The 21,601-nt window shown below is 66.9% G+C and carries 11 protein-coding genes; 6 read left to right on the top strand and 5 right to left on the bottom strand.

All coding sequences use genetic code 11. From position 1 onward, the window contains the following. Positions 1-8 precede the first annotated feature (8 nt). On the bottom strand, positions 9-1,406 hold the full coding sequence (locus IE92_RS0115405) for an SIR2 family protein (protein WP_051702038.1): 1,398 nt from the start codon (positions 1,404-1,406) through the stop codon (positions 9-11). A gap of 394 nt (positions 1,407-1,800) precedes the next feature. Here IE92_RS0115405 and IE92_RS0115400 point away from each other — a divergent pair, with 394 nt between their 5' ends. Together IE92_RS0115400 and IE92_RS0115395 are read left to right on the top strand one after the other, a co-directional pair. Next, positions 1,801-2,598, top strand: a complete 798-nt coding sequence (locus IE92_RS0115400) for a cohesin domain-containing protein (RefSeq protein WP_051702037.1) — start codon at positions 1,801-1,803, stop codon at positions 2,596-2,598. Beyond that, positions 2,595-4,475: an amidase family protein gene (locus IE92_RS0115395; protein WP_245601322.1), complete on the top strand. Its 1,881-nt coding sequence runs from the start codon at positions 2,595-2,597 to the stop codon at positions 4,473-4,475. Before IE92_RS0115400 ends, IE92_RS0115395 begins: the two co-directional genes overlap by 4 nt. 63 nt (positions 4,476-4,538) lie before the next feature. Here the strand turns inward: IE92_RS0115395 and IE92_RS0115390 are convergent, their stop codons facing one another. The 3 genes from IE92_RS0115390 to pheA all read right to left on the bottom strand — a co-directional run bounded on the left by IE92_RS0115390 (position 4,539) and on the right by pheA (position 8,655). Further along, positions 4,539-5,882, bottom strand: coding sequence for a Fic family protein (locus IE92_RS0115390; RefSeq protein ID WP_030149394.1), 1,344 nt, complete (start codon positions 5,880-5,882; stop codon positions 4,539-4,541). Between the two features lie 139 nt (positions 5,883-6,021). After that, positions 6,022-7,371 (bottom strand): NADP-specific glutamate dehydrogenase, encoded by a 1,350-nt coding sequence (gene gdhA / locus IE92_RS0115385; protein ID WP_030149393.1) that lies wholly within the window; start codon positions 7,369-7,371, stop codon positions 6,022-6,024. A 327-nt stretch (positions 7,372-7,698) separates the two neighbouring features. After that, a complete protein-coding gene (gene pheA, locus IE92_RS0115380; RefSeq protein ID WP_030149392.1) occupies positions 7,699-8,655 on the bottom strand; it encodes a prephenate dehydratase in 957 nt (318 codons plus the stop codon). Between the two features lie 77 nt (positions 8,656-8,732). Here pheA and pgm point away from each other — a divergent pair, with 77 nt between their 5' ends. The 3 genes from pgm to IE92_RS19075 all read left to right on the top strand — a co-directional run bounded on the left by pgm (position 8,733) and on the right by IE92_RS19075 (position 14,192). After that, a complete protein-coding gene (gene pgm / locus IE92_RS0115375) occupies positions 8,733-10,379 on the top strand; it encodes a phosphoglucomutase (alpha-D-glucose-1,6-bisphosphate-dependent) (RefSeq protein ID WP_030149391.1) in 1,647 nt (548 codons plus the stop codon). A gap of 475 nt (positions 10,380-10,854) precedes the next feature. Then, complete coding sequence (locus IE92_RS0115370; protein WP_162178520.1) at positions 10,855-12,156, top strand: sigma-70 family RNA polymerase sigma factor; 1,302 nt, start codon at positions 10,855-10,857, stop codon at positions 12,154-12,156. Between the two features lie 92 nt (positions 12,157-12,248). Then, positions 12,249-14,192, top strand: a complete 1,944-nt coding sequence (locus tag IE92_RS19075; protein WP_030149389.1) for an RCC1 domain-containing protein — start codon at positions 12,249-12,251, stop codon at positions 14,190-14,192. 133 nt (positions 14,193-14,325) lie between these two features. Here IE92_RS19075 and IE92_RS17525 read toward each other — a convergent pair whose 3' ends face one another. Next, positions 14,326-20,262 (bottom strand): GH92 family glycosyl hydrolase, encoded by a 5,937-nt coding sequence (locus IE92_RS17525; protein ID WP_051702036.1) that lies wholly within the window; start codon positions 20,260-20,262, stop codon positions 14,326-14,328. Positions 20,263-20,542: 280 nt separating this feature from the next. Here IE92_RS17525 and IE92_RS0115355 point away from each other — a divergent pair, with 280 nt between their 5' ends. Continuing rightward, a complete protein-coding gene (locus IE92_RS0115355; protein WP_030149387.1) occupies positions 20,543-21,562 on the top strand; it encodes a LacI family DNA-binding transcriptional regulator in 1,020 nt (339 codons plus the stop codon). The last annotated feature ends 39 nt before the right edge of the window (positions 21,563-21,601 follow it).

The raw sequence follows: 21,601 nt of genomic DNA, 5'->3' as shown, positions 1-21,601 counted from the left end.
TTCACAGGCTAAGTCGATGCATTCTGTATGACGTGAGAGAGCCGAGACGCCCAGTCGTTCTCGATGGCACGAAGCCGCGGTTCCAGCCGGGGGAAATCGCGCCGCACCCGTTCCACTGATCCCGAAAACCCGATCAGGTACACGGCCGTTGTAGCCGGTGGAAATCCCAGGACTTTAGTCCTGATCGGGATGGCGACTGCCCCACCCCACGGGCTCTCATCGAATTCACCGTAGTCTTTCCACACTGGTTCCTCACCGGCTAGCGCGCGGCCAACCAATACGGGGCTATCGTGCCCGGTGCGTGCACGGAGCAGCGTCTTTGCCGACCGGTATGTTCGGTCGTTGGCAGCCCAGGAAATGACGAAACCGTTGCCATCCGCAAGCCACAGACTGGTACCGAGGCGATCCATGTGAAGTACCCCACCGAGGTCATCCACATCCGCATCGAGTTGCTGCGAGTAGATATTTTGATACCTGTCGAAGTGTGAAACATGCTCATCCCAGATAAGTTTCGTGCGCTCCTGCGGAGATAAATAGTTGGGCTGATGAACGTGTGCAAGTTCCTGGACGATCTGCACGGCATCGGAGAAATCAACTGCAAGTACAGGGTCCATACCGACCGACCTCCATTGGTGGGTAAGGGCCTCCCGAATGCCCTCAAACTCCTCTTGGTTCAGTCGAAACGCTTGGCGGACGAGGAGGACAAGTGCCGAGTGTTTGCCTCGATTATTCTGCAACACGTGGTGAAACCACTTCCGAACGTCCGGATCCCGATACGTCGTACCGACGATCAGGACGGCTCCCTGCCTCAGCGAGTGTCGCAGTAGCGCCTGCTGCCAAGATAGTCCGGCACTGAGGATCTCGTTATAGTCGGTAAGCGTGAGAACAAGGTCTCGAACATGTACGGAACCGACCACTCCGTGCAGGTGGTGAACGGAGGCCTCGAAGCATTCTCCGGCAAGGGGGCCCAGGAGGCGGCTCTCACGCAGGGAGACTACTCGTAGAGCCTGTTCGAGAAGTGTGTCAAAGTTCAGGGTAATGAGCGTGGTATTTGAGTGCGCCCCCTCCAACATGTGCTGAGCAACCGCAAAATGCAGGGTGGAGGGAGACGGAGATTCCGGCGCGCTGTAGAGCGCCTGCCGCACGCTCGCCTCCCACTCGCTGCCCAGGCTCTGTTTGGCGGCCTCGGCCACCAGTAGGGGGTCCTGTTCGCGGACGAGGAGTTCGGCGAGGCGGCGGTCGCGCACCGCACCGCTGCGCAGCAGCAGGCGCACGGCGAGTTCGTTCCAGTCGGGTAGTCCCGAGGCAACGGATGCGCCCGCGCCGAGGAGGAGCGTCAGGTGCTTGTCCGCACCGGACGCCGCAAACTGGGCCATGATGGCCGAGGTAAGGTCTGGAGCGCTCATGTACGAAGCGTGTCATGGGCGGTGTTCGGGGGCACCTGAGATGCGGGATCTGTGGAAAGGCGGGGGAAATACGAGCCTGTGGAGGAAGCCGAGTGCGCGGGTTCACGCGAGGGTGACGCCCGGGGTGACGCCCGGATGACGCCCGGGGGACGCCGGGGCGGCGATCCCCTGCCATACATGTAACACGGTGGAAACGCGGATGCAATCGGATCCGAACACGGCGTCCCTACTGTGGGGACAACCGCTTCGGCGGCACCCCCGCACCACGGGAGTCCCCAACACCACCGTCTCATCGTCATTCCCCTTCGTCGCACCCGGCCACCACCACCGATGGCACCGGGGTTCGCGGCGGGCGCTAGGTCCGGTGTACCCACAGCAGTAAGGACCCTGCACCATGCCCATTCCCGTACCCAAAACACGGCCGCAGCCCGACCTTGCGGCCACCGGCACCGCATCCGGTTCGCCCCGGATTCGCCGCATTCGGGCATCACTCCTGATCGGCGCCCTCACCCTCGCCGGCGCACTCGGCCTGGCCGGCCCCGCGGTCGCAGCACCCGCGAGCCCCACGGTCACCATCACCGCGCCGGAGAGCGTCACGGCCGGCGACACGGCAACCGTGACCCTGCACCTCACCGGCGTCAGCGACACCTTCGCCCTCCAGGCGACCCTCGCGGCCGACCCCACCCTCCTGCGCTACACCGAGTCCAGCGTGAGCGGTCCCGAGGGTGGATTCACCTCGGCAACGCCGTCGGCCACCGGCATCGACATCGTGCACACCCGCCTCGGCGGATCCCCGGCCCTGAACGGTGAAATCACCCTGAGCCTGACCCTCACCGCAACCGGATCGGGCAGCACGACGCTCGCGCTGACAGCGCTCACCCTGGTGGACGGAGCAGGCGCATCCACCGCCGGCACCAGCCTGCCGCAGACCACGATCCGCGTGATCGCCGCCGAACCGACCGCGAGCCCCAGCCCCGGCACGTCCGCCGATCCCGGGCCCGGATCCTCTCCCACCCCGAGTACCTCCGCTTCCACCGTGCCCTCCTCCACGGTGTCCCCGACCGCCGGCGCCGGGAGCGCCGGCGGCCTGCCCGGCACCGGCGCCACCATCGGGCTCTCCCTCCTGGGAGCCCTGGCCGCGCTTGGTGCCGGGTTGGTCCTGCTGCGGATCCGAAAGGCGGCCCGTCGATGAGCACCACACCCACCCGTTTTGGAAAGGCCTTCCCGATGACCTCCCCCAGCCCGCGCACCCTGCGCACGGCCGCCGCGATCGGCACCGCCCTGATCATCACCGGCACGGTCGCGATCGTCGCCCCGGCGGCGAGCGCCGAACCCGCCCCGGTCCCCGGGGGCCCGCTGCTCGCGCCGTACTACACCGAGCTTGATCTGACCGGCGATCACCAGGTCACCACCGCGGATCTGACCCTGCTCACCACCCACCTGGGTGCCCGCACCGGCGACGCCGACTGGGCCACGGTGGCCAAGGCGGACACCGATCAGGACGGCGTCATTACGGTGCACGATGTGGCCGCGCTGTCCCAGCGGATGGTCTACAACGACGGTCCGTTCTCCCTGGTTGAGGCCTCGGTGCTCGACATGCAGGCGGCGATGAACGCCGGGGTCACCTCCTCGGTCAAGATCACCCAGGAATACCTCGACCGAATCGCCGCCTACGACCGTACCCAGATCGACCAGGGCGCGGGTGGGCGTCCGCTCAACTCGGTCATCAACACCAATAAGACCGCCCTCGCCGCGGCGGCCACCGCCGATGCCGACCGCAAGGCACACGGGATGACCGGGCCCCTGCTCGGCGTACCGATCGTGGTCAAGGACAACTACGACACCAGGGACATGCCCACCACCGGCGGCTGCGGCTGCTGGGACAACAACCAAACCAGCACCGATGCGGCGATGGTCACCGGGATGCGCAAGGCCGGGGCGATCATCCTCGCCAAGGCCAGCCTGGACGAGTTCGCGTTCGGGTTTGTCTCCGAGTTCTCGGCCGGTCAGCCCGCCGGATCCTCGCTCCTGGTGGCCAGCCCGTACAACACCACCCAGTCGGCCGGTGGATCCAGCGGCGGTACCGGAGCTGCGGTCTCGGCAAACCTCGCCGGACTCGGTTTCGGCACCGACACCGGTGGATCCATCCGCATCCCCTCGACCTACAACCAGCTGGTTGGCATCCGTCCCACCGTGGGCCTGGCCAGCCGCGATGGCATCATCCCGCTGGCCCTCAGCCAGGACACCGGCGGTCCGATCGCCCGCAGCGTGACCGATGCGGCCATCGCCCTGGACACCGTCCCGGGGATCGACCCGGCCGACCCGGTCACCCAGAGCCAGGCCGGCAAGGTGCCCACCTCCTACACCGCATCGCTGAACAGGGATGCGCTGAAGGGTAAGCGGATCGGCGTGGTCACCTCGATGATCGGCACCAACGCGACCACCGTACGCCTGTTTGCCCAGGCTCGGGCCACCCTCGAAGCCCAGGGCGCAACCGTGGTGGACATTGCCCCAACCGCCGACTTCAACCGGGTGCTTGCCGAGGGCAGCGGCAGCACCAACGAGCTCAACCACGACCTCAACAACTACGCGGCCGCGCACCTCGCCCCCGAGGTGACCGCGCGTTCGCTGGCGCAGATCGTGGACTCGGGCAAGTTTGTGCCCTCACGCCGCAGCACCTACGTGCAGCGCGGCGCGATCACCGAGGACACCTACCAGGCGTGGGCGGGACCCCAGGGTTCGCACACGCTGCAGCTCGCCGCCGGGAAGACCCTGGTCACCGGGATGATGAACGACCAGAACCTCGACGCCCTGGTCTACCCCTCGGGCAACCCGTATGCGAGCCTGGGCACCAACATGCGCCTGAGCCCGAACACCGGAATGCCGGCGATCACGGTGCCGATGGGTCAGTCCATCGCCGCCGATGGCGGACCGGTCGGGGCCGGGGTCAACCTGGAGTTCCTCGGCCGCGACTTCGCCGAGGGTCCGCTGATCGGGCTCGCCTACTCGTTTGAGCAGGCGACCCACTACCGCACCACCCCGGCGCTGTACCCGGCGCTGGGCAAGTAGCTAGGTCGCGCACGGTCCGGCTCGGTGACGTCCTAGACAAATACCGAGCCGGGCCACCGCTCCCTACGAGCCAAGCCCCTCCAAACGAGCCTTCAAATCGGGGGCAGGGATCCACTGTTTTGGTCTCCGCCCGGCACCAAGCATCAGTATCCCTCGATCCGTCAGTGCTCCAAGATCCGTTCGGGCCGTCTGAGTGGTCACACCGTACTTGGTGGCGATCTCACTGGCGCTCACGGTTGAGATGGTGTCACGAACAAGCCACTCAACTATCTGAGTCTGCCGGAAGTTGAAGTGGGCACCCGCCGCTTTCAGCGCACTGTCCACCTGGGCCGTTTCTGTCTGCCGATCATCGAGATATTGATCGAGCTCGTCCAACGCACGAATGACAACTTTGAGCTGGTGCAACACAAAGTACGTCAGGTCGCCCTCATCGTCCTCGGTGAACTCGTAGCTCTCCCCGTACTTACCCTGTGCCCGACGCAGTATTCGAGAGATGGCTATGTATTCGGTGAGCCAATATCCGCTGCGCAGCATCGACCAATAGAAGACCGTGCGCGCGGTTCGACCGTTGCCATCGGCAAAGTAGTGGTCGTACCCAAACATAAAGTGGGAGATTATCGCCCGGATCACCGGAGGAATATACGGGCTACTCGATGACTCCGCATTCGCGAAGGCACAGAGCTGAGCAAGCCGTTTGGGGAGCTCGGCCGCGGGCGGGGGGACATGGACAGACGTGTCCTGAGCCCACACCTGGACTCGATGATCCTCGGGGGTCTCGATCCGGCCCTCATCAGCGGGGTTATCCAGGGTGCCCTCGGTGAGGATCCGGTGCAGATCACAGACCATGTCCTGATCCAGCGGCGAATCCTTGCGCTCGCGTGCGAACCGCATGGCACGGTAGTTATTGCGGATCATCCGCTCGGAAACGTCCCGCGGCTCACGACCGGTTCGCAAGAGCTCCACGGCGACTCGCCGGCTGGTTGACGCCCCCTCAAGCTGACTGGACGTGATCGCCTCCTCCGCGAGCGACCGCGCAATGTACCGCTCACGTGAACGGGCGCTGGGCACGCCGCCCGCTTCGGTTCCCAGCCGACCTCCGCTGCGAGACGCAACCTCTTCACTCAGCCTCAGTACCTCATCGGTCAGCGAGATCGTAAACGGTGCACCACTGATCTGATAGAGCGGAACCGGGCGACGCTGTCCATGACGAGCCAGCTTGAGCCGCACCCACCATTCCTCATGAGTCATGCCCTCCGGCACCGGGCGATAATAGATCTCCGACCAGTGTTGGTAGCGCGTATCATCCGGCGCGGGGGTGGTCATCAGCTCCACCAGCTTGACCGAGGACCCACCGCTGACCTGTTGAATCAGGGCGGGGAGATCTGGAGCGGGCTGTCGGAGCGGCATGCGGCAAGGCTAACTCAGATCCCGGCAAAACAAAACCAAAAACAAATTTTGTTTTGTTTTGTTTGCGAACCGAGGGAACACAACACCGCGGCCCGGAACCCACGAGGGGTTCCGGGCCGCGGTGTGATAACGGCAGAGACTAGATGACGCCCTGGGCGAGCATCGCGTCGGCCACGCGCACGAAACCGGCGGCGTTGGCACCCAGCACGTAGTTGCCCGGCTGGCCGTAACGCTCGGCGGCCTCATGGGCGGCCTTGTGCACCCCGGACATGATCGAGTGCAGGCGCAGCTCCGAGTCGGCGAAGCTCCAGTGCTGACGGGCGGCGTTCTGGCTCATCTCCAGTGCGGAGGTGGCCACACCACCGGCGTTGGCGGCCTTACCCGGTCCAAACAGCACGCCAGCGGCCTGGAATGCCTCGACGGCCTCGGGGACACAGGGCATGTTTGCACCCTCGGCAACCGCCTGGACACCGTTCTTGATCAGGGTGGCCGCGGCCTCGGCGCTCAGCTCGTTCTGGGTCGCGCAGGGCAGGGCGATCTGGCCGGGAACATCCCAGACGCTGCCGCCGGAAACGAAGCGGGCCGAGGGACGACGCTCGGCGTAGACCGAGATGCGCAGGCGCTCAACCTCCTTGATCTGCTTGAGCAGATCCAGGTCGATGCCGGCCTCGTCCACGACGTAGCCCGAGGAGTCCGAGGCGGTGATGGCCTTGCCACCCAGCTGCGAGATCTTCTGGATCGCGTAGATCGCGACGTTGCCCGAACCGGACACGATCGCGGTCTTGCCCTCGATCTCCTCGCCACGGGTGGCGAGCATCTCCTGGGTGAAGAACACGGCGCCGTAACCGGTGGCCTCGGTGCGCACCTGCGCGCCGCCCCAGCCCAGGCCCTTGCCGGTGAGCACACCGGACTCGTGGCGGTTAGTCAGGCGACGGTACTGGCCGAAGAGGTACCCGATCTCGCGGCCACCCACACCGATGTCACCGGCGGGAACGTCGGTGTACTCGCCGATGTGACGGTGCAGCTCGGTCATGAAGGACTGGCAGAAGCGCATCACCTCACCCTCGGACTTGCCGTGCGGGTCGAAGTCGGATCCACCCTTACCGCCGCCGATGCCCTGACCGGTCAGGGCGTTCTTGAAGATCTGCTCGAAACCGAGGAACTTAATGATCGAGGCGTTGACCGAGGAGTGGAAACGCAGTCCACCCTTATACGGGCCCAGGGCCGAGTTGAACTGGATGCGGTAACCGCGGTTGACCCGCACGGCACCGGAGTCATCCACCCACGGCACACGGAAGAAGATCTGACGCTCGGGCTCAACCAGACGCTCCAGGATGCCGGCCTCGACATACTCGGGGTGCTCGGCGAGCACCGGTGCCAGCGATTCCAGCACCTCGTGCAGGGCCTGGTGGAATTCGGGCTCTCCGGCGTTGCGAGCAACGGCGGCTTCAAAAACAGGGCGAACGGTGTCGGATGTTGCAAAGGGGATAGACACGAAGGATACTCTCTCGGAACAGGGGGAACGCTGCGGTCTTCAGGGCCGACAGCGTGCGCCGACCACTCCTAGTGGAGAACGCAACGTTGCGGTTCGCGGCCCTTATGAGGCCAAGAGTTAGTTTCACGTGTCCGGCGGCATCCCGTCAATCCGAGATTCGTCCCAGACAACCTTTTTTCCGTTCTAGGGAACCCTCACGCACCTGAAATCCGACGGAATTCCGCGGAAACTCGCGGTAAATACGACCGTGGGCAATTTTGAGCAATTTCTTGCACATCCGCCGCCCAAACCACGCGAATCGGACCCCGCGGAGCGCGGATCCTAGCCGCGAGAATCGGCTCCCAGGATGTCCCGCAGCCACTCGCGAGCCTCCAGGAAAACCGAATCGGAGAAGCGGGAATCCACCGTGATGGCCGAGCGATCGGCGGCCGGATAGGACCCCAGGAAGGTCAGCCGGGCGAGGCTTCGACGCAGACCCAGCAGGGCCTCGGCCATCCGCTCATCCAGGATGTGACCCTCGGCGTCGATGATGAAGCGGTAACGGCCCATCTCGTCCCCGACCGGGCGCGACTCGATCATCGACATGTTGACCCCGCGAGTGGAGAACTGCTCCAGCATGGTCAGCAGGGCACCGGACTCATTGCCCGGGAGCTCGGCGATCAGGCTGGTTTTATCGGCACCGGTACGCGGCGGAATCGCCTGTGTGGTGCTCACCAGGAGGAAGCGGGTCACCGCGTTTTTATTGCTGCCGATATCGGTCAGCAGGACCTCGAGGTCGTAGTGGTCGGTGATGCCCGGCGGGGCCACGGCCGCGTCGGCATGCGGGGTGTCCAGCAGATCGGCGGCGGCGGCCACGTTGCTCGCGGCGGGAATGTGGCCGTGCCCCGGCAGGCGTGCATCCAGCAGCTCGCGGCTCTGCGCGTAGGCGACCGGATGCGCGTTGACGATCCGAATATCCTCCAGCCTGGTGCCGCGGCGGGCGACCAGGTCGAAGCTCACCGGCACCAGGTATTCGCCGATCACGCGCAGGCCCGGCACCGTGGCCAGGGCGTCCTGGGCGACAGAGACTCCGCCGTCGATCGAGTTCTCAATCGCGATCATCGCCGCATCGCTGCGCCCGGTGATCACATCGTCCAGCGCCTCACCCAGGTTCTGCACCGGACGCCAGGTCTGCCCCTGTGCCTCGGGCACCTGCGCCAGGGCCCGCTCGGTAAACGTGCCCCGCGGACCCAGGTAGCTGTAGGTACGGGTTGGCGCGGATACGGGCGAGTCAGACATGGTACGAGCATAGTGCCCGTCCCGGCGGAAGCGCGGGCTTCCGCGGTATTCGATGGGGAACCTGGCAGAATGGGAATATGAGCGACCGCGCCGGCACCCGTGCCATCGAATCCGATCTGATCAACGTTGATGACTTGATCGCCGCCTACTACGAGCTGACCCCGGATGTTTCCATCCCCGAACAGCGCGTCGTCTTTGGAACCAGCGGGCACCGTGGCTCCTCGCTGCGCACCGGATTCAACGAAACCCACATCCTGGCGATCACCCAGGCGATCGTGGAGTACCGCGCCCAGCACGGCCTGACCGGCCCACTGTTTCTCGGCGCCGATACCCACGCGCTGAGCGCCCCGGCCCTCGCCACCGCGCTGCGGGTGCTGGTGGCCGCGGGCATCCGCGTGCTGATCGACACCCACGATGAGGCGGTCCCGACCCCCGCCCTGAGCCTGGCGATCATCGACTACAACCGCACCCGTACCGGGGCCGAGCGCGCCGACGGCATCATCGTCACCCCGAGCCACAACCCGCCCGCCGACGGCGGATTCAAGTACAACCCCGAGCACGGTGGTCCCGCCGACAGCGACGCCACCAACTGGATCGCCGACCGCGCGAATGAGCTCATCGCCGCGGGCCTGGAGGGGGTGCAGAGCGTCGCCGAGATCAACCCGGCCGAGCCGCCCGCACTGGTCGAGCGCTATGACTTCCGCGGGGCCTACGTCGAGGCGCTGGCCGAGATCATCAACTTTGATGCGATCCGCGATGCGGGCATCCGCATCGGTGCCGACCCGCTCGGCGGTGCCAGCGTGACCTACTGGCAGGCCATCGCCGACCGCTACCGGATCGACCTGACCGTGGTGAACCCCGAGGTCGACCCGCGCTGGGCGTTTATGACCCTGGACTGGGACGGCAAGATCCGCATGGATCCCTCGAGCGCCAACGCGATGGCCTCGGTCCTGGAACACCGCGCCGACTACGACATCCTCACCGGCAACGACGCCGATTCGGACCGGCACGGCATCGTGACCCCGGATGCGGGTCTGATGAACCCCAACCACTTCCTGGCCGTCTCGATCGACTACCTCTTTAGCACCCGCACCAACTGGCGCGCGGATGCAAGAGTGGGCAAGACCCTGGTGTCGAGCTCGATGATCGACCGGGTCACCGCCCGCATCGGCCGCGAACTGTGGGAGGTCCCGGTGGGCTTCAAGTGGTTTGTGCCCGGGCTGATCGACGGATCCGTGGGCTTCGGCGGCGAGGAGAGCGCCGGCGCCTCCTTCCTGCGCTTTGACGGTTCGGTGTGGACCACCGATAAGGACGGCATCCTGCTGGCGCTGCTCGCCAGCGAGATCCGCGCGGTCACCGGCAAGAGCCCCTCCGAGCTGTACCGCGCCCTGACCGAGGAGTTCGGCGACCCCGCCTATGAGCGCGTGGATGCCCCGGCCACCCCGGCGCAGAAGGCCGCCCTGGGCAAGCTGGATCCGGCCGCGGTCACCGCAACCGAGCTGGCCGGCGAGACCATCATCGCCGCGCTCAGCCACGCCCCCGGCAACGACGCGGCCCTCGGCGGCCTCAAGGTTGTGACCCAGAACGCCTGGTTTGCCGCGCGTCCCAGCGGCACCGAGGACGTCTACAAGATCTATGCCGAGTCCTTCCTCGGAGCCGAGCACCTGGCTCGGGTGCAGGAAGAGGCCCGCGCGATCGTGGCCGCCGCCCTCGACAACGCCTAGGCACCGACACCTCGCACCTCACCCCGCCCGAATCCTGGATTCGGGCGGGGTTTTGTGTTGCGGCCCGGGTGAAAGACGCATTTCTCTGGGCGTTGCGGACCGCCTGGGCGCGGCCGCGACAGATTTTGAACGGTGCCTCGTCTTTATTGGTGCGGGCGTGCAAACGCCCGTTCGGCGGTCGGAAATCCCCTCCCGCATCGCCGAGGCCCGATGATTCCCATCCGATCAGCGGGTTCGGTGGGGGCGCAGCGTGGGGTACGCGGCGCTCCCACCACTCTCCACCTGGAGCGGATGGGCATCACGGGTCTTGGATGGGCCTCGCGGTGGTCAACACGCCCAAACTCGGCGCGCGTTGGCGGGGTACGTTAGATATCTCACATGGCATAGAGGGGTGAAGTTGGAGGGCGATCGCTCACTTATAGAACGCGCCGCAACCGGTGATCGGGACGCGGCCGGCCGCTATTTTTCGGAGAACTTGGGTCTCCTGGGCGGACTGGCTCGCAGGATTGCCGGCGGGGTGCTCGACCCCGAGGATCTGCTCTCGGAGGCCATGGTGACGGTGCTGGGGCACTGGTCCACGGGTACTGGACCGGCCACCAACGCTACCGCGTATATCGCGGTGCTGATGCGGAACCGGGTCAAGGATGAGCTGAAATCCCCGCGGTCGAGGGTGGACGGGTTCGAGGACTGGGATGAGCTCCCGGCCCTCGGCACGCCCGCCCCCGCCCGGGTCGATGTACACAACGAGGTTCGGGTCCTGCGCGAAGCCCTCGACTCGCTGCCCGCCGACCAGCGCAGTGTTCTCATCGAGATGACGGCATTCGGGACCAAGCCGCGCGAACTCGAAGGCACGCTGCACCGGCCGGCGCCGGCGATCTCCTCCCTCCATCGCCGCGCAAAGATTGCGCTTCGTCGCGCGGTTTTTCGCGTGGTGTTGGAGGAGGGGGCACCGGAATCCTGTCGCCGGGCGATCCGGGCGATCCCCGAGAAATTCGGAGATCTGCCCGCACGTGGCGCCATCCGAGGTGAGGACCACTTCGATGACTGCGAGCGCTGCACGCGGGCCTGGCGGAGGTTCGCCGGGCTCACCAGCGCGTTTGGGCTGCTGCCGCTACTGGTGGTGTCCCTGCGCACGTTCGAGGCACCCGCCGCGGCGGTTGCGGCCGAGGGTACGGTCGCGGCCGAGGGTGCGGGAGACAATTCGGCGGGGACCTCGACAGGAGCCGCGCTTGGGACCGGAGTCGCGACCGCGACCGCGTCGGTGGCGGCCCCCGCAATCCCGGCTTCGGCCGCGGCGAGCGCCCGGCGTCTCCCGCGAGTCCGCTGGTCCGCCCGCAGCATCATCGGGTTGATGCTGATGGGCGGGGCCGGGATCCTGCTGGGCGCCCTGGCGCTGAGCGCGGGCACCGGGAGCCTCTGGTTCGCCCCCGAGCCCCGGGCCTCGTTCACCGCCACGGCCACGGCAAACGCCACGGAGATCCGCTACGCCGTTCGCTTCGGCGTCGAGGACCAGTCCTGGTCGAACTCCGAGCTGCACCTGCGCGTGGACTCCCCGGTACGTGGGGTCCAGGCCCCCGCGGGCTGGATCTGCGCCGTCACCGAAACCGCCGTGAACTGCGCCACCACCGCCACCGACGCCCCCGGGGGAGACTTCATCATTCACACTGACTCGGCCGGCCAACCCGTGCGCGCAACGCTCGATTTCACCGCCGACCTCACGCTCGGTCGGCAGGCCAGCGGAACCGCCAGCCTGCTCACCCATCGGGGATTGCCCTAGGTCGTGCATCGCGCACCACCCCGACATTCACCCCTTCCGCGTGGCCACTCCCATCGCCGCGCCCATTTTCAGATTCACGAAAGACACAACCGATGAAAACCATGCGCACACTCACCGGGGGCCTCGGTCTCGCGGTGGGCACCGTACTGCTCGCCGGGCTCGCCCTGCCGCTGAGCGCCACCGCCGCCGCGACCCCCGAGGTCCTTCCCGCCCGCGGTCCCGAAACCGGCGGGACCGTCGTCAGTGTGGGACGGCTCCCGCAGGCACAAACCTTCAGCATGATCGGCGGATCCCAGGATGCCTTCACCGGCCTCGGTACCGACGGAAACCTCTACAGCTGGGGCATGAATAATAACGGCCAGCTCGGCGCGGGCAACATGGCCTTCCAGGTCAACCCGATCCCGGTGGATCAGTCGGGGGCGCTCAGGGGACAAACGATCACCGGCATCACCTCCAGCCACGCGGCCGCCACGTTCGTGACCACCCGGTCCGGCGCGATCTTTGCCTGGGGACAGAACATCTCCGGCAGCCTGGGAACCGGCGTCTCGGGGAGCACCCGGGTGCCCGCCCCGTTGGACATGAGCGGCGTCCTCGCCGGCGAGCGGGTGACGCAGCTGGCGATCGCCCAGCTCAATGGCTACGCGCTCACCGCCTCGGGCAAGGTGGCAGCCTGGGGCAGTTCGCAGTCCTACGCGCTGGGTAATGGCACGACCCCCGGGGTTCCCGCCCTCTCCCCCGTGCTGGTGGACCTCGGCCCGCTGGGCGGAGATAAGCCGGTTCAGGTGGCCACCGTGAATGCGGCGGCGTTCATCCTCACAGAGTCCGGCAAGGTCTACGGGTGGGGATCCAATGATGGCGACGGTGTGCTTGGCATGGACCCCGCGATCAATCACTCCGAGCTGCCGGTCCGCGTAGACCCGGACGGGATTCTGGGCCGCTCGCGGGTGGTCCAGATTGCCGGGAACGGACGTCACATGTTTGCGCTGCTTGATACGGGCGAACTCGTGAGCTGGGGCGATGGCCGTCTCGGCCAGCTGGGCAACGGCCAGAACACCTCGAGCGCCACCGCGGTCCCCGTGGACCAGACCGGGGTACTTGCCGGCGAGCGCATCGTCGAGATTGCGGCCAGCGGATTCAGCACCTACGTCCACACGGCCTCGGGAAAGATCGCCGCCTGGGGATCCAACATGTCCGGTGCGATCGGCGACGGCACCCGGGATGATCAGCCCAGTCCGGTACTGATCAGCAATAACGGCGCGCTTCGCGGGGCGAAGATCGCCCGGATCATCGGCACCCGCGATAACGTCTATACCCTCACCGAGGGTGGCGAGGTAATTACCTGGGGAAAAAACAACTTCGGCCAGCTGGGTCAGAGTGTCACCTCCGGAAACACCCCCGTCGCGCTGCCCACGGTTTCGGCGCGAATCCGCCCGGCATCCGTGGCCTTTGATGGGACCGTGGGGACGGCGTTTGAGCTCACTGCCCCCGACACCGCCTCGGTCACCTCTCCGGCCCACGCGCCGGGCACCGTCGATCTGAGCCTGCCCTTTACCTATGCCAACGGGGCCGCGGTTCCCGCGGCTCTCAACGTGCTGATCCCCGGCGGCTTCACCTTCGAGACGGTGGCGGTTCCGGGGGATCCCACCCCGACCGCGACCCCGGAGCCCACCGAGACCCCCGACCCGACGCCCACCCCCACGGCAACCCCGAGCCCGACACCGACCGACCCCGCTCCCACCCCGAGTCCGACGCCGAGCCAGGGGGCCGGGGATCCCACGCCGAGCCCCTCCCCGACCGGTTCCGCCCCGGTGGATCCCCGTCCGACGCCCTCCCCCGGTGCCTCCACCCCGGCCACCCCCGCTCAGACACCGACCCCCTCGGTTGCCGATCCGCGGGATGCCAACCAGAGCCACCTGGCGATGACCGGGGCCAACATGCAGACCCCGATCCTGCTGGGTGTGGCCGGGATCCTCGGTCTGATTGTGGGTGCGGGCCTCCTCCTGCCCAACACCCGCATGGCGCGCACACGCAAATGACGCGAGAACACACGCGCGACACAGCACCTCGCGATCAGCCCAACACCCACATGGGACTCACACACAAATGACGCGAAAACACACGGCGGCCCCTCCCGAATCCTGGATTCGGGAGGGGCCGCTGTGTTGAACGCTAGTCCTGCGTGACCCGGCGACGACGCAGCAGGAAGACTCCCGCTCCGGCGATCAGGGTGAGCAGTCCGAGGCCCGCGATCAGGGCGCTCGACTCGGGGGCACCGGTGGTGGCGATGCCGCCGCCCGGCTTGGTGATCGGCTTCCCGGTTACCGGGTCCACCGATCCGGGGCCACCGTTGCCGGTTCCCCCGTCTCCCGGGACCTGGGCGGGCAGGATCTCAAACGCCATCCGTGCATCCACGGCCGAGGTTGCACCGGTCACCACAATCTCGTGCTGGCCCACCTCCGCACCCTTCGGCACGGTGAAGGAGAACACCAGTCCGCCGCGCGGGTCCGCGGTGGCGGTGCCCAGCGTGATCGGGTCGGAGTGCAGCACCACGGTGATCTTCTCCCCCGGAGCGAAGCCCTCACCGGTGATCTCCACCAGGTCACCCACGCGGGCGTTCTGGGCGTTGGAGCGCACCTGCGGGGTGTAGACCGGCGTGGTGGTGTTTTCCAGCACGGTCAGGGTTCCGCTGGCCGGGACAACCGAGGTCTCCCCCACCGCGGTGACTCCGAGCGCGCCCGCGGGCGTGTTCTTCGGCACGGTCACGGTGAGCGAAATCTCGCCCTCCGCGTTTGCGGTGGTCTCCTGGATGATGGCGGGATCGGCGGCCACGCTCACGCTGACCTTCTCATTCGGCGCGAAGCCCGCACCGGTGATGGTCGCCTCGGCACCGGCGCGAACGCCGCCGGCCGGGGCCACCGCGATGGTCGGCGAGTACGGCACCTTAACCGGTGTCACCTCGGCGCTCAGGCGCAGCTGCTGCGTACCCGAGGCACCAAACACGGTGACCACAACCGGGTAGGTGCCCGGCTCGGTGAACGTGTGCTCGGCGGCGATGGTCGCGCTGCCGTCGGTGAAGGCACCCAGTTCCACATCCTGGATGTCCGATCCATCACCCCACTGAACGCGGGCCTTGGGCGCGATGGCCCCGGCGGCCTGGGTCACCGTGGCGAGGTCGGCGGAAACCTTCTCTCCGGCAACCACGGCGATGTCCTTGCCCACGGTCGCGGTGAAGGCGGTGTCCGCGGCGATGCCGTTGCCGGCGATCGCGAACACGTGCACCCGACCCTCAACACCCGGCTGACCGGGCTGGACCGGCAGGGTGATGGTCTGCACGGTCTTTCCCTCGGGGATCGAATACGGCACCGTGGAGAAGAAGAACGAGGGCACGTTGGACGGGTTGGGCCCGGCCAGACGATAGCTCGACTTCACCACCTCGATGTTGCCGTACAGCGGGGTCGCCTGCGAGTTTCCACCCTTGGTCCAGTCCGAGAGCTGCAGCGGAATGGTCTCGGTGGATCCGTCGGTGAAGGTGACCAGGGCCGTGGTGTCCTGGTTCTTCTCGGTGGCGGCACCGATGAAGGACAGCTTGGTCGCGCCCTCGCCCAGGTTCGGGCGAATGACCTGACCGGCACCCGTAGCGTTATCCGGGGCACCCGCGGCGATCACCGGGATAGTGAAGCGCAGGTCGGTGCCCGGGACGCCGTGTTCCACCCCCTGGGTCAGGCCACCATCGGCGAGACCCTTGCGCGGGAACGAGATGCCCTTGGCATCACAGTTGGCGCCCACACCGTCATCGGCGATGCACTGGCTGTCGAAGGCCGCGCGCAGGCTGCCCGGCTCCAGGTAGTCCACCGTAATCGGAAGACTCGTGGTGGCCGTGGATGTGCCGTCGGTGACGGTCACGGTGACCCGGTACTCACCGGGCTGGGCGTAGGTGTGCGAGCCGGAAACCGGGTACACCCCGAGGGTCGGCGATCCCAGGGTGGCGGTGCCGGCGGCACTGCCATCGCCCCAGTTCACGCTGACCGCGTAGCCCTTCGCCTCGCCACCGCTGACGCCACCGAGGTTCAGCGTCTCGGCCACGCCCGAGCGCGCACCCAGTGCCTGTGCCGGCGATACCGTGAGCTTCGATCCCGATGCATCCGAGGCGTGAGCGAGCAGTTCCAGCTCGGCCAGGGCCACGCTGTCACCACCCGAGGTCACGTTCAGACGGAACTGTGCAAAGCTGCCCGGCTGGGCAATCTTGAACGGTCGGGTCTGCAGCGCGGAGTCGAATTTCTGGTTCTGGCGGGTATCCACCACGCTCCAGGTTTTGCCGTCGTTGCTGCCCTCCAGGGTCCACCCGGTCGGGGCGGTGGCCGCGGAGGTGCCCGAGGTCAGCGTGTAGAAGCTCGGCGACTGAGCCGGCCCCTGGTAGGCCACGGTGATCTGCGGGGTTTTCGAGGCGAAGGACACCTGGCTGGCGGCGTTGTTGTCCACCAGGTTGGCGGTGTTCTCCCCGTCGCGGCTGGTGACGCGGGCGATCTTGGGATCGGCCGAGTCCAGCAGCGGCGAAGCCGGGTGTTCCCCGGTGCTCAGCGAGGGCGGAGCGTCCGCCTCGGCGGTGCCCCAGGCCGAGGGCTTGGAACCCATCACGAAGTCCAGCGTGCCGCCCTGGGCGAGCAGGTTGGAGTCGATCGAGGTGCTCGAGTACGCCTTCCCGTTTACCTTGAGCGACTGAACGTAGGTGTTCTGATCGGAGTTGTTCGGCGCGTTGATGACCAGGGTCTTGTCGCCGAGCTTGACGGTCGCCTTGGTGTAGAGCGGCGAGCCGATGGTCAGCTCGCTCGATCCGACCTGCAGCGGGTAGAGGCCCAGGGCGCTGAAGAGGTACCAGGTCGACATTTCGCCGTTGTCCTCATCGCCGGGGTAACCCTGACCGATTTCCGAACCGGCAAAGCTGCGCTTGATCGCCTCGCGGGTGATCGCCTGAGCCTTGGCCGGCGCACCCACCGCGTTGTAGAGGAACGGAATGTGGTGCGACACCTGGTTGGAGATTCCCCACTGACCGAAGCGGGCATCGCGTGCCTCGATCTCCTCGTGGATCGGTCCGGCCGAGGTCTCGGGGATCGAGAAGAAGTCATCCAGCTTCTTTTCCAGTCCCGCCCGGCCACCGTAGAGGGCGGCAAGGCCCGCCGGGTCCTGCGGCGCGTGGAACGCGAAGTTCCAGCCGTTGGTCTCGGTGTAGGGGCCCCACCAGGTGGTGGGGTCGTAGTTCTCCGGTGCCACCTGGAAGGTGCCATCGGCGTTGCGGGCCTGGAAGAAGTCCACCGCCGGGTCAAACATGTTGACGTAGGTGGTGGCGCGGTCGGTGAAGTACTCGGCCTCCTCGCGCAGCTGGGCGCGACGCTCCTCGGGGGTCGCGGGATCCTCGGCCAGGGCGGCGGCCATGTTGCCGATGCCGTAGTCGTTGATCATGCCCTCAAGACCCCACGAAACGCTCTCACCCTGGCTGGCCGGGGTGTAGCCGAGGAAGGTCGAGGTACCCACCGACTTGCGGCCGGTCGAGCTCGAACCCGACACCACGGTCGCGTTCTTGACCGCCGCGTCGTAGGTGCCCAGCGGATCATCCAGCTTGACCCCGCGCAGGTAGGCGTCGGCAAACGCGACATCCGAGCTGGTGCCGGTCATGATGTCCGCGTATCCGGGCGAGGACCAGCGGGCAACCCAGCCGCCGGCACGGTACTGCTCCACGAATCCGTCCACGAGGTCCGCGGCCACATCCGGGTAGAGCATCGCGTAGGCGGGCCATACGGTCCGGTAGGTGTCCCAGAAACCATTGTTCACATACATCTTGCCGTCGCGGATCTGCGCGTCGGTTTTGGTGTCGGTGGCGGTTCCGCTCTTGTTGTTGACCGGGCTCGCGTACTTGTACACGGGCTGCTCGGCGGTGCCGGTGTTCTCATGCTGCACGTTGGGGTACACGTTCAGGCGGTAAAGGTTCGAGTACAGCGAAACCAGTTCGGTCTCCGAGGCACCCTCCACGGTGATCGCGCTCAGGCGGTCGTTCCAGATCTTCTGAGCCGAGGTCCGCACCTGGTCGAAGGACCGGTTGCCGATCTCCAGGCCGAGGTTCTTGGTGGCCTGATCGAGGCTGATCAGCGAGGTAGCCATGCGCAGGGTCACGGTCTTAGCCTGGGAGGTGTCGAAGGCCGCAAACATCGTGGATCCCTGGGCACCCGGCGGGGTTCCCAGGCTGCGCGGGGTCTGGTCGAACTTGCCCGAGATGAACATGCGGGACTGGCCGACCCGGAAGCCCGAGCCGTTATCCACCCAGCCGGAAACGGTGCCATCGGCGGCGATAGTGAACTTCTGCTCGGCCTTGGGCGAGTCAAACACCACGTTGCCGTCGTTGCCGTCGAAGGTGAAGCGCATGACCATGCCGTGATCGGACGGGGTCATCTCGGCGGAAACCTTATTGTCGAGTTTCACGCCGTAGTAGTCGGGCTGAGCGGTTTCGTTCTCGTGCTTGAGAGTGGTCGAGCGCTGGCCCGGGTTGCCGTTGGGGGCACCCGCACCGGGCACCGGCATGACCGAGAACTGGTTGCGGTCGCCCATCCACGGGCTCGGCTGGTGCGAGATCGCCAGGCCCTGGAACGGGGTGCGGTTCTGCGCGTCGTTGCCCTGCTGGTACTGGTAGGTGCGCGAGGTTGCCCGCGCGTTGGTCACCGGAACCAGGAAGTTGAAGCCGTTGGGCACCGAGGTGATGGCCTCGTTGGATCCACGCGAGAAGCTGCCCGAGGAGTTGGTACCCCGGCGGGTGTCCACGTAGTGGGTGAGGCTGCTGCCGTCGATGGTGGCCGGGGTGGCCTCGATCTTCAGGTCATCCAGCCAGCCCGAGAACGCGGTGCTCGCGGTGGCTCCGGGGTTGTCATAGGAGAGCAGGAAGCGGTCGATGGTTTTGCCCTGGGCCACCCGGCCGAGGTCCACCCGGACCGAGTTCCACTGCTTGGGGTAGAGAATGTTGCCGGTGCCCTGGCCCTGCGCGGTGGCCGCATATCCGTACTGGTCCTTGGCGGACAGGTCGGACAGGTAGGTGCCGTCGGTGAAGTGCAGGTCGACCGCGGTGTGGGTCGAGGGGTACTGCAGGTCGCCACCGGTGAGTTCGGGGAAGAGCAGGTAGCTCAGTCGGCTGGTGTCGGTGACCGGGATCGAGACATCCTTATAGATCACGTTGGACGCATAGCCGCGGCCCTCGGCCGTGTGGGCACCCGAGTACTTGAGGGCGCGCACGCCGGTGAAGCCGACGCGGGCCTTGATGTTGAAGCCGTCCGAGGGGCCCGAGCCCACCTCGGTGTTAATCGGGGTCGCGACCGGGTTTTCAGGGATCGCCCCGGCCAGCAGGAAGTCGGCCAGCTGGATCAGCCCGCCGCTCTGGTTCGAGGCGATGTCGAGGCGGTACTTGCTGAAGGCCCCGGTGGTCTTGAGGGTGAACTCCTTGGCGACGCCGCGCTCGGAGGACTTCCAGGACTGGTCGGTCTGGGAATCCAGCTCGGTCCAGTCGGTGCCGTTATTGGAACCGAGGATGCGCCAGGTGCGCGGATCGCGCTCGGGGGCATCGTTGCCGGAGACCAGCTTGTAGGTGACCGCGGTCTGCGCGGTGGTGAAGGTGTAGTCCAGGGTTGCGGCGGTGGTGAAGGTCAGCCACTTGGTGCCCGCGTCGCCGTCGGCGGCGAATCGGGCGGCCTCGTTAGGGGCGTTTTCGGCGCTCGCGGAAACCGAGCCCAGGGCCTTCATCAGGTCGGGGAGGCCGACACCCTGCACGTTCTTCTGCCAGGGCTTGCCGTCGCGCTGCTCGACGGTGCTGGAGAGCGCTGCCGGATCGGTGGCCTCAAACGAGCTGGCGAAGTTGGCTTCGGCGGGGGCCGCGCTGGCGGGGGCCGCGAAGAGCACCGGCGAGAATCCGCCCAGTACCAGCGCGGTGCCTACCCCCAGCGCGCCGAGGCGGCGCAGGGGGCGGGGGCGTGCGGATCGTTCCGCACCGAGGGGGTGACTAACATGACCTCGATCGGGCGCGGGGGTGCGCCCGTGCGCCGGAGGCGCGAGGGGATGGGACTGCTCCGACATGCTTGCCTTTCGTCATTGAAGGACCGGTTGGGAGGAACCCGCATCATGCGCACTGCATCGTTGCGTGGCACGGGTTGCGCCGAATCTATCGCGTCGGCCCAAAAAATGTCAACGTTGTCTTTTGGGGGACTCGGGCAAAATCCCCGCGATTACGGGGTAGAGATTCACAAGTTCGGGTATTAATCTCGCAATAACACCGGAATTTGCCGGACTGTGTTGCTAGGATCTGACATCGTTGACACAGCGTCGCGGATTCCGCGACCGACCCCCGAGGACATCCATGACCCCGCTCCCCCGCAGCACCCGCCCCACCATGAACGACGTGGCCAAACTGGCGGATGTGAGCCTGAAAACCGTGTCCCGCGTGGTCAACGGAACCGAGAGCGTGAGCGCGGCCAAGGCGGTGCGGGTCGAGGCGGCCATCCGCGAGCTCGGGTTCCGTCGAAACGAGCAGGCGCGGCAGCTGCGCCAGGGCACCACGGCCACGATCGGGCTGATCATCGAGGACCTTGCGGACCCGTTCTACTCCACACTTGCCCGGGCCGTCGAGGAGGTGGCCCACGCGCACCATCACGCGCTGCTGGTGTCCTCCTCCGCCGAGGACCCGCGCCGGGCCGAGGCGCTGGTGCGCTCGCTCAGCGGACGCGGGATCGACGGGCTGATCATCACCCCCGCCGAGGGCATGGATCCGCGTGTGCTCGCGGCCGAGGGCGAGGCCGGCTGCTCGCTGGTGTTTGTGGACCGGCCGAGCGTGGATGTAGATGCCGATACGGTCCTGGTGGACAACCGCGGCGGGACCGCCGCCGGGGTCCGTCACCTGCTCGCCGCAGGTCACCGGCGGATCGCGTTTGTCGGCGACACCGCGAGTCTCTACACCGCCCAGGAGCGCCGCATCGGGTACCTGGAAGCGTTGGAAACCGCGGGAATCGAGCGCGATGACAACCTGGTGCTGATGGCCAACCCCGCGGCCCCCGAGTCCGGCGAGGCGTTTTTGGCACTGCTGGATCGGGACAATCCGCCCACCGCGATCCTCTCCGGGAACAACCGGTGGAGCGTGCGCGTGGTGCGCCTGCTGCGCCAGCGCGGCGCCTCGATCGCCCTGGTCGGATTCGACGACTTCGAGCTCGCCGACGCCCTGGAACCGCCGGTCAGCGTGGTCGCGCAGGACCCGGCGGCGGTGGGTCGACTGGCAGCCGAGCTGCTCTTTAGCCGGCTCGCCGGGGACACCGGACCGCGTCAGCACATTCAGCTCGGTGCCACCCTGATCCCGCGCGGCAGCGGGGAGCGCGCCCCGCGCTAGGTGCGTCGCACCCGAAACCGCGGCACCCACCGGCGTTCT

Source organism: Mycetocola saprophilus (genome assembly GCF_000718085.1).
Taxonomy (GTDB): Bacteria; Actinomycetota; Actinomycetes; order Actinomycetales; family Microbacteriaceae; genus Mycetocola; species Mycetocola saprophilus.
The sequence above is the reverse complement of the archived record's forward strand: the minus strand, read 5'-3'. Positions and strand labels throughout refer to the sequence as shown.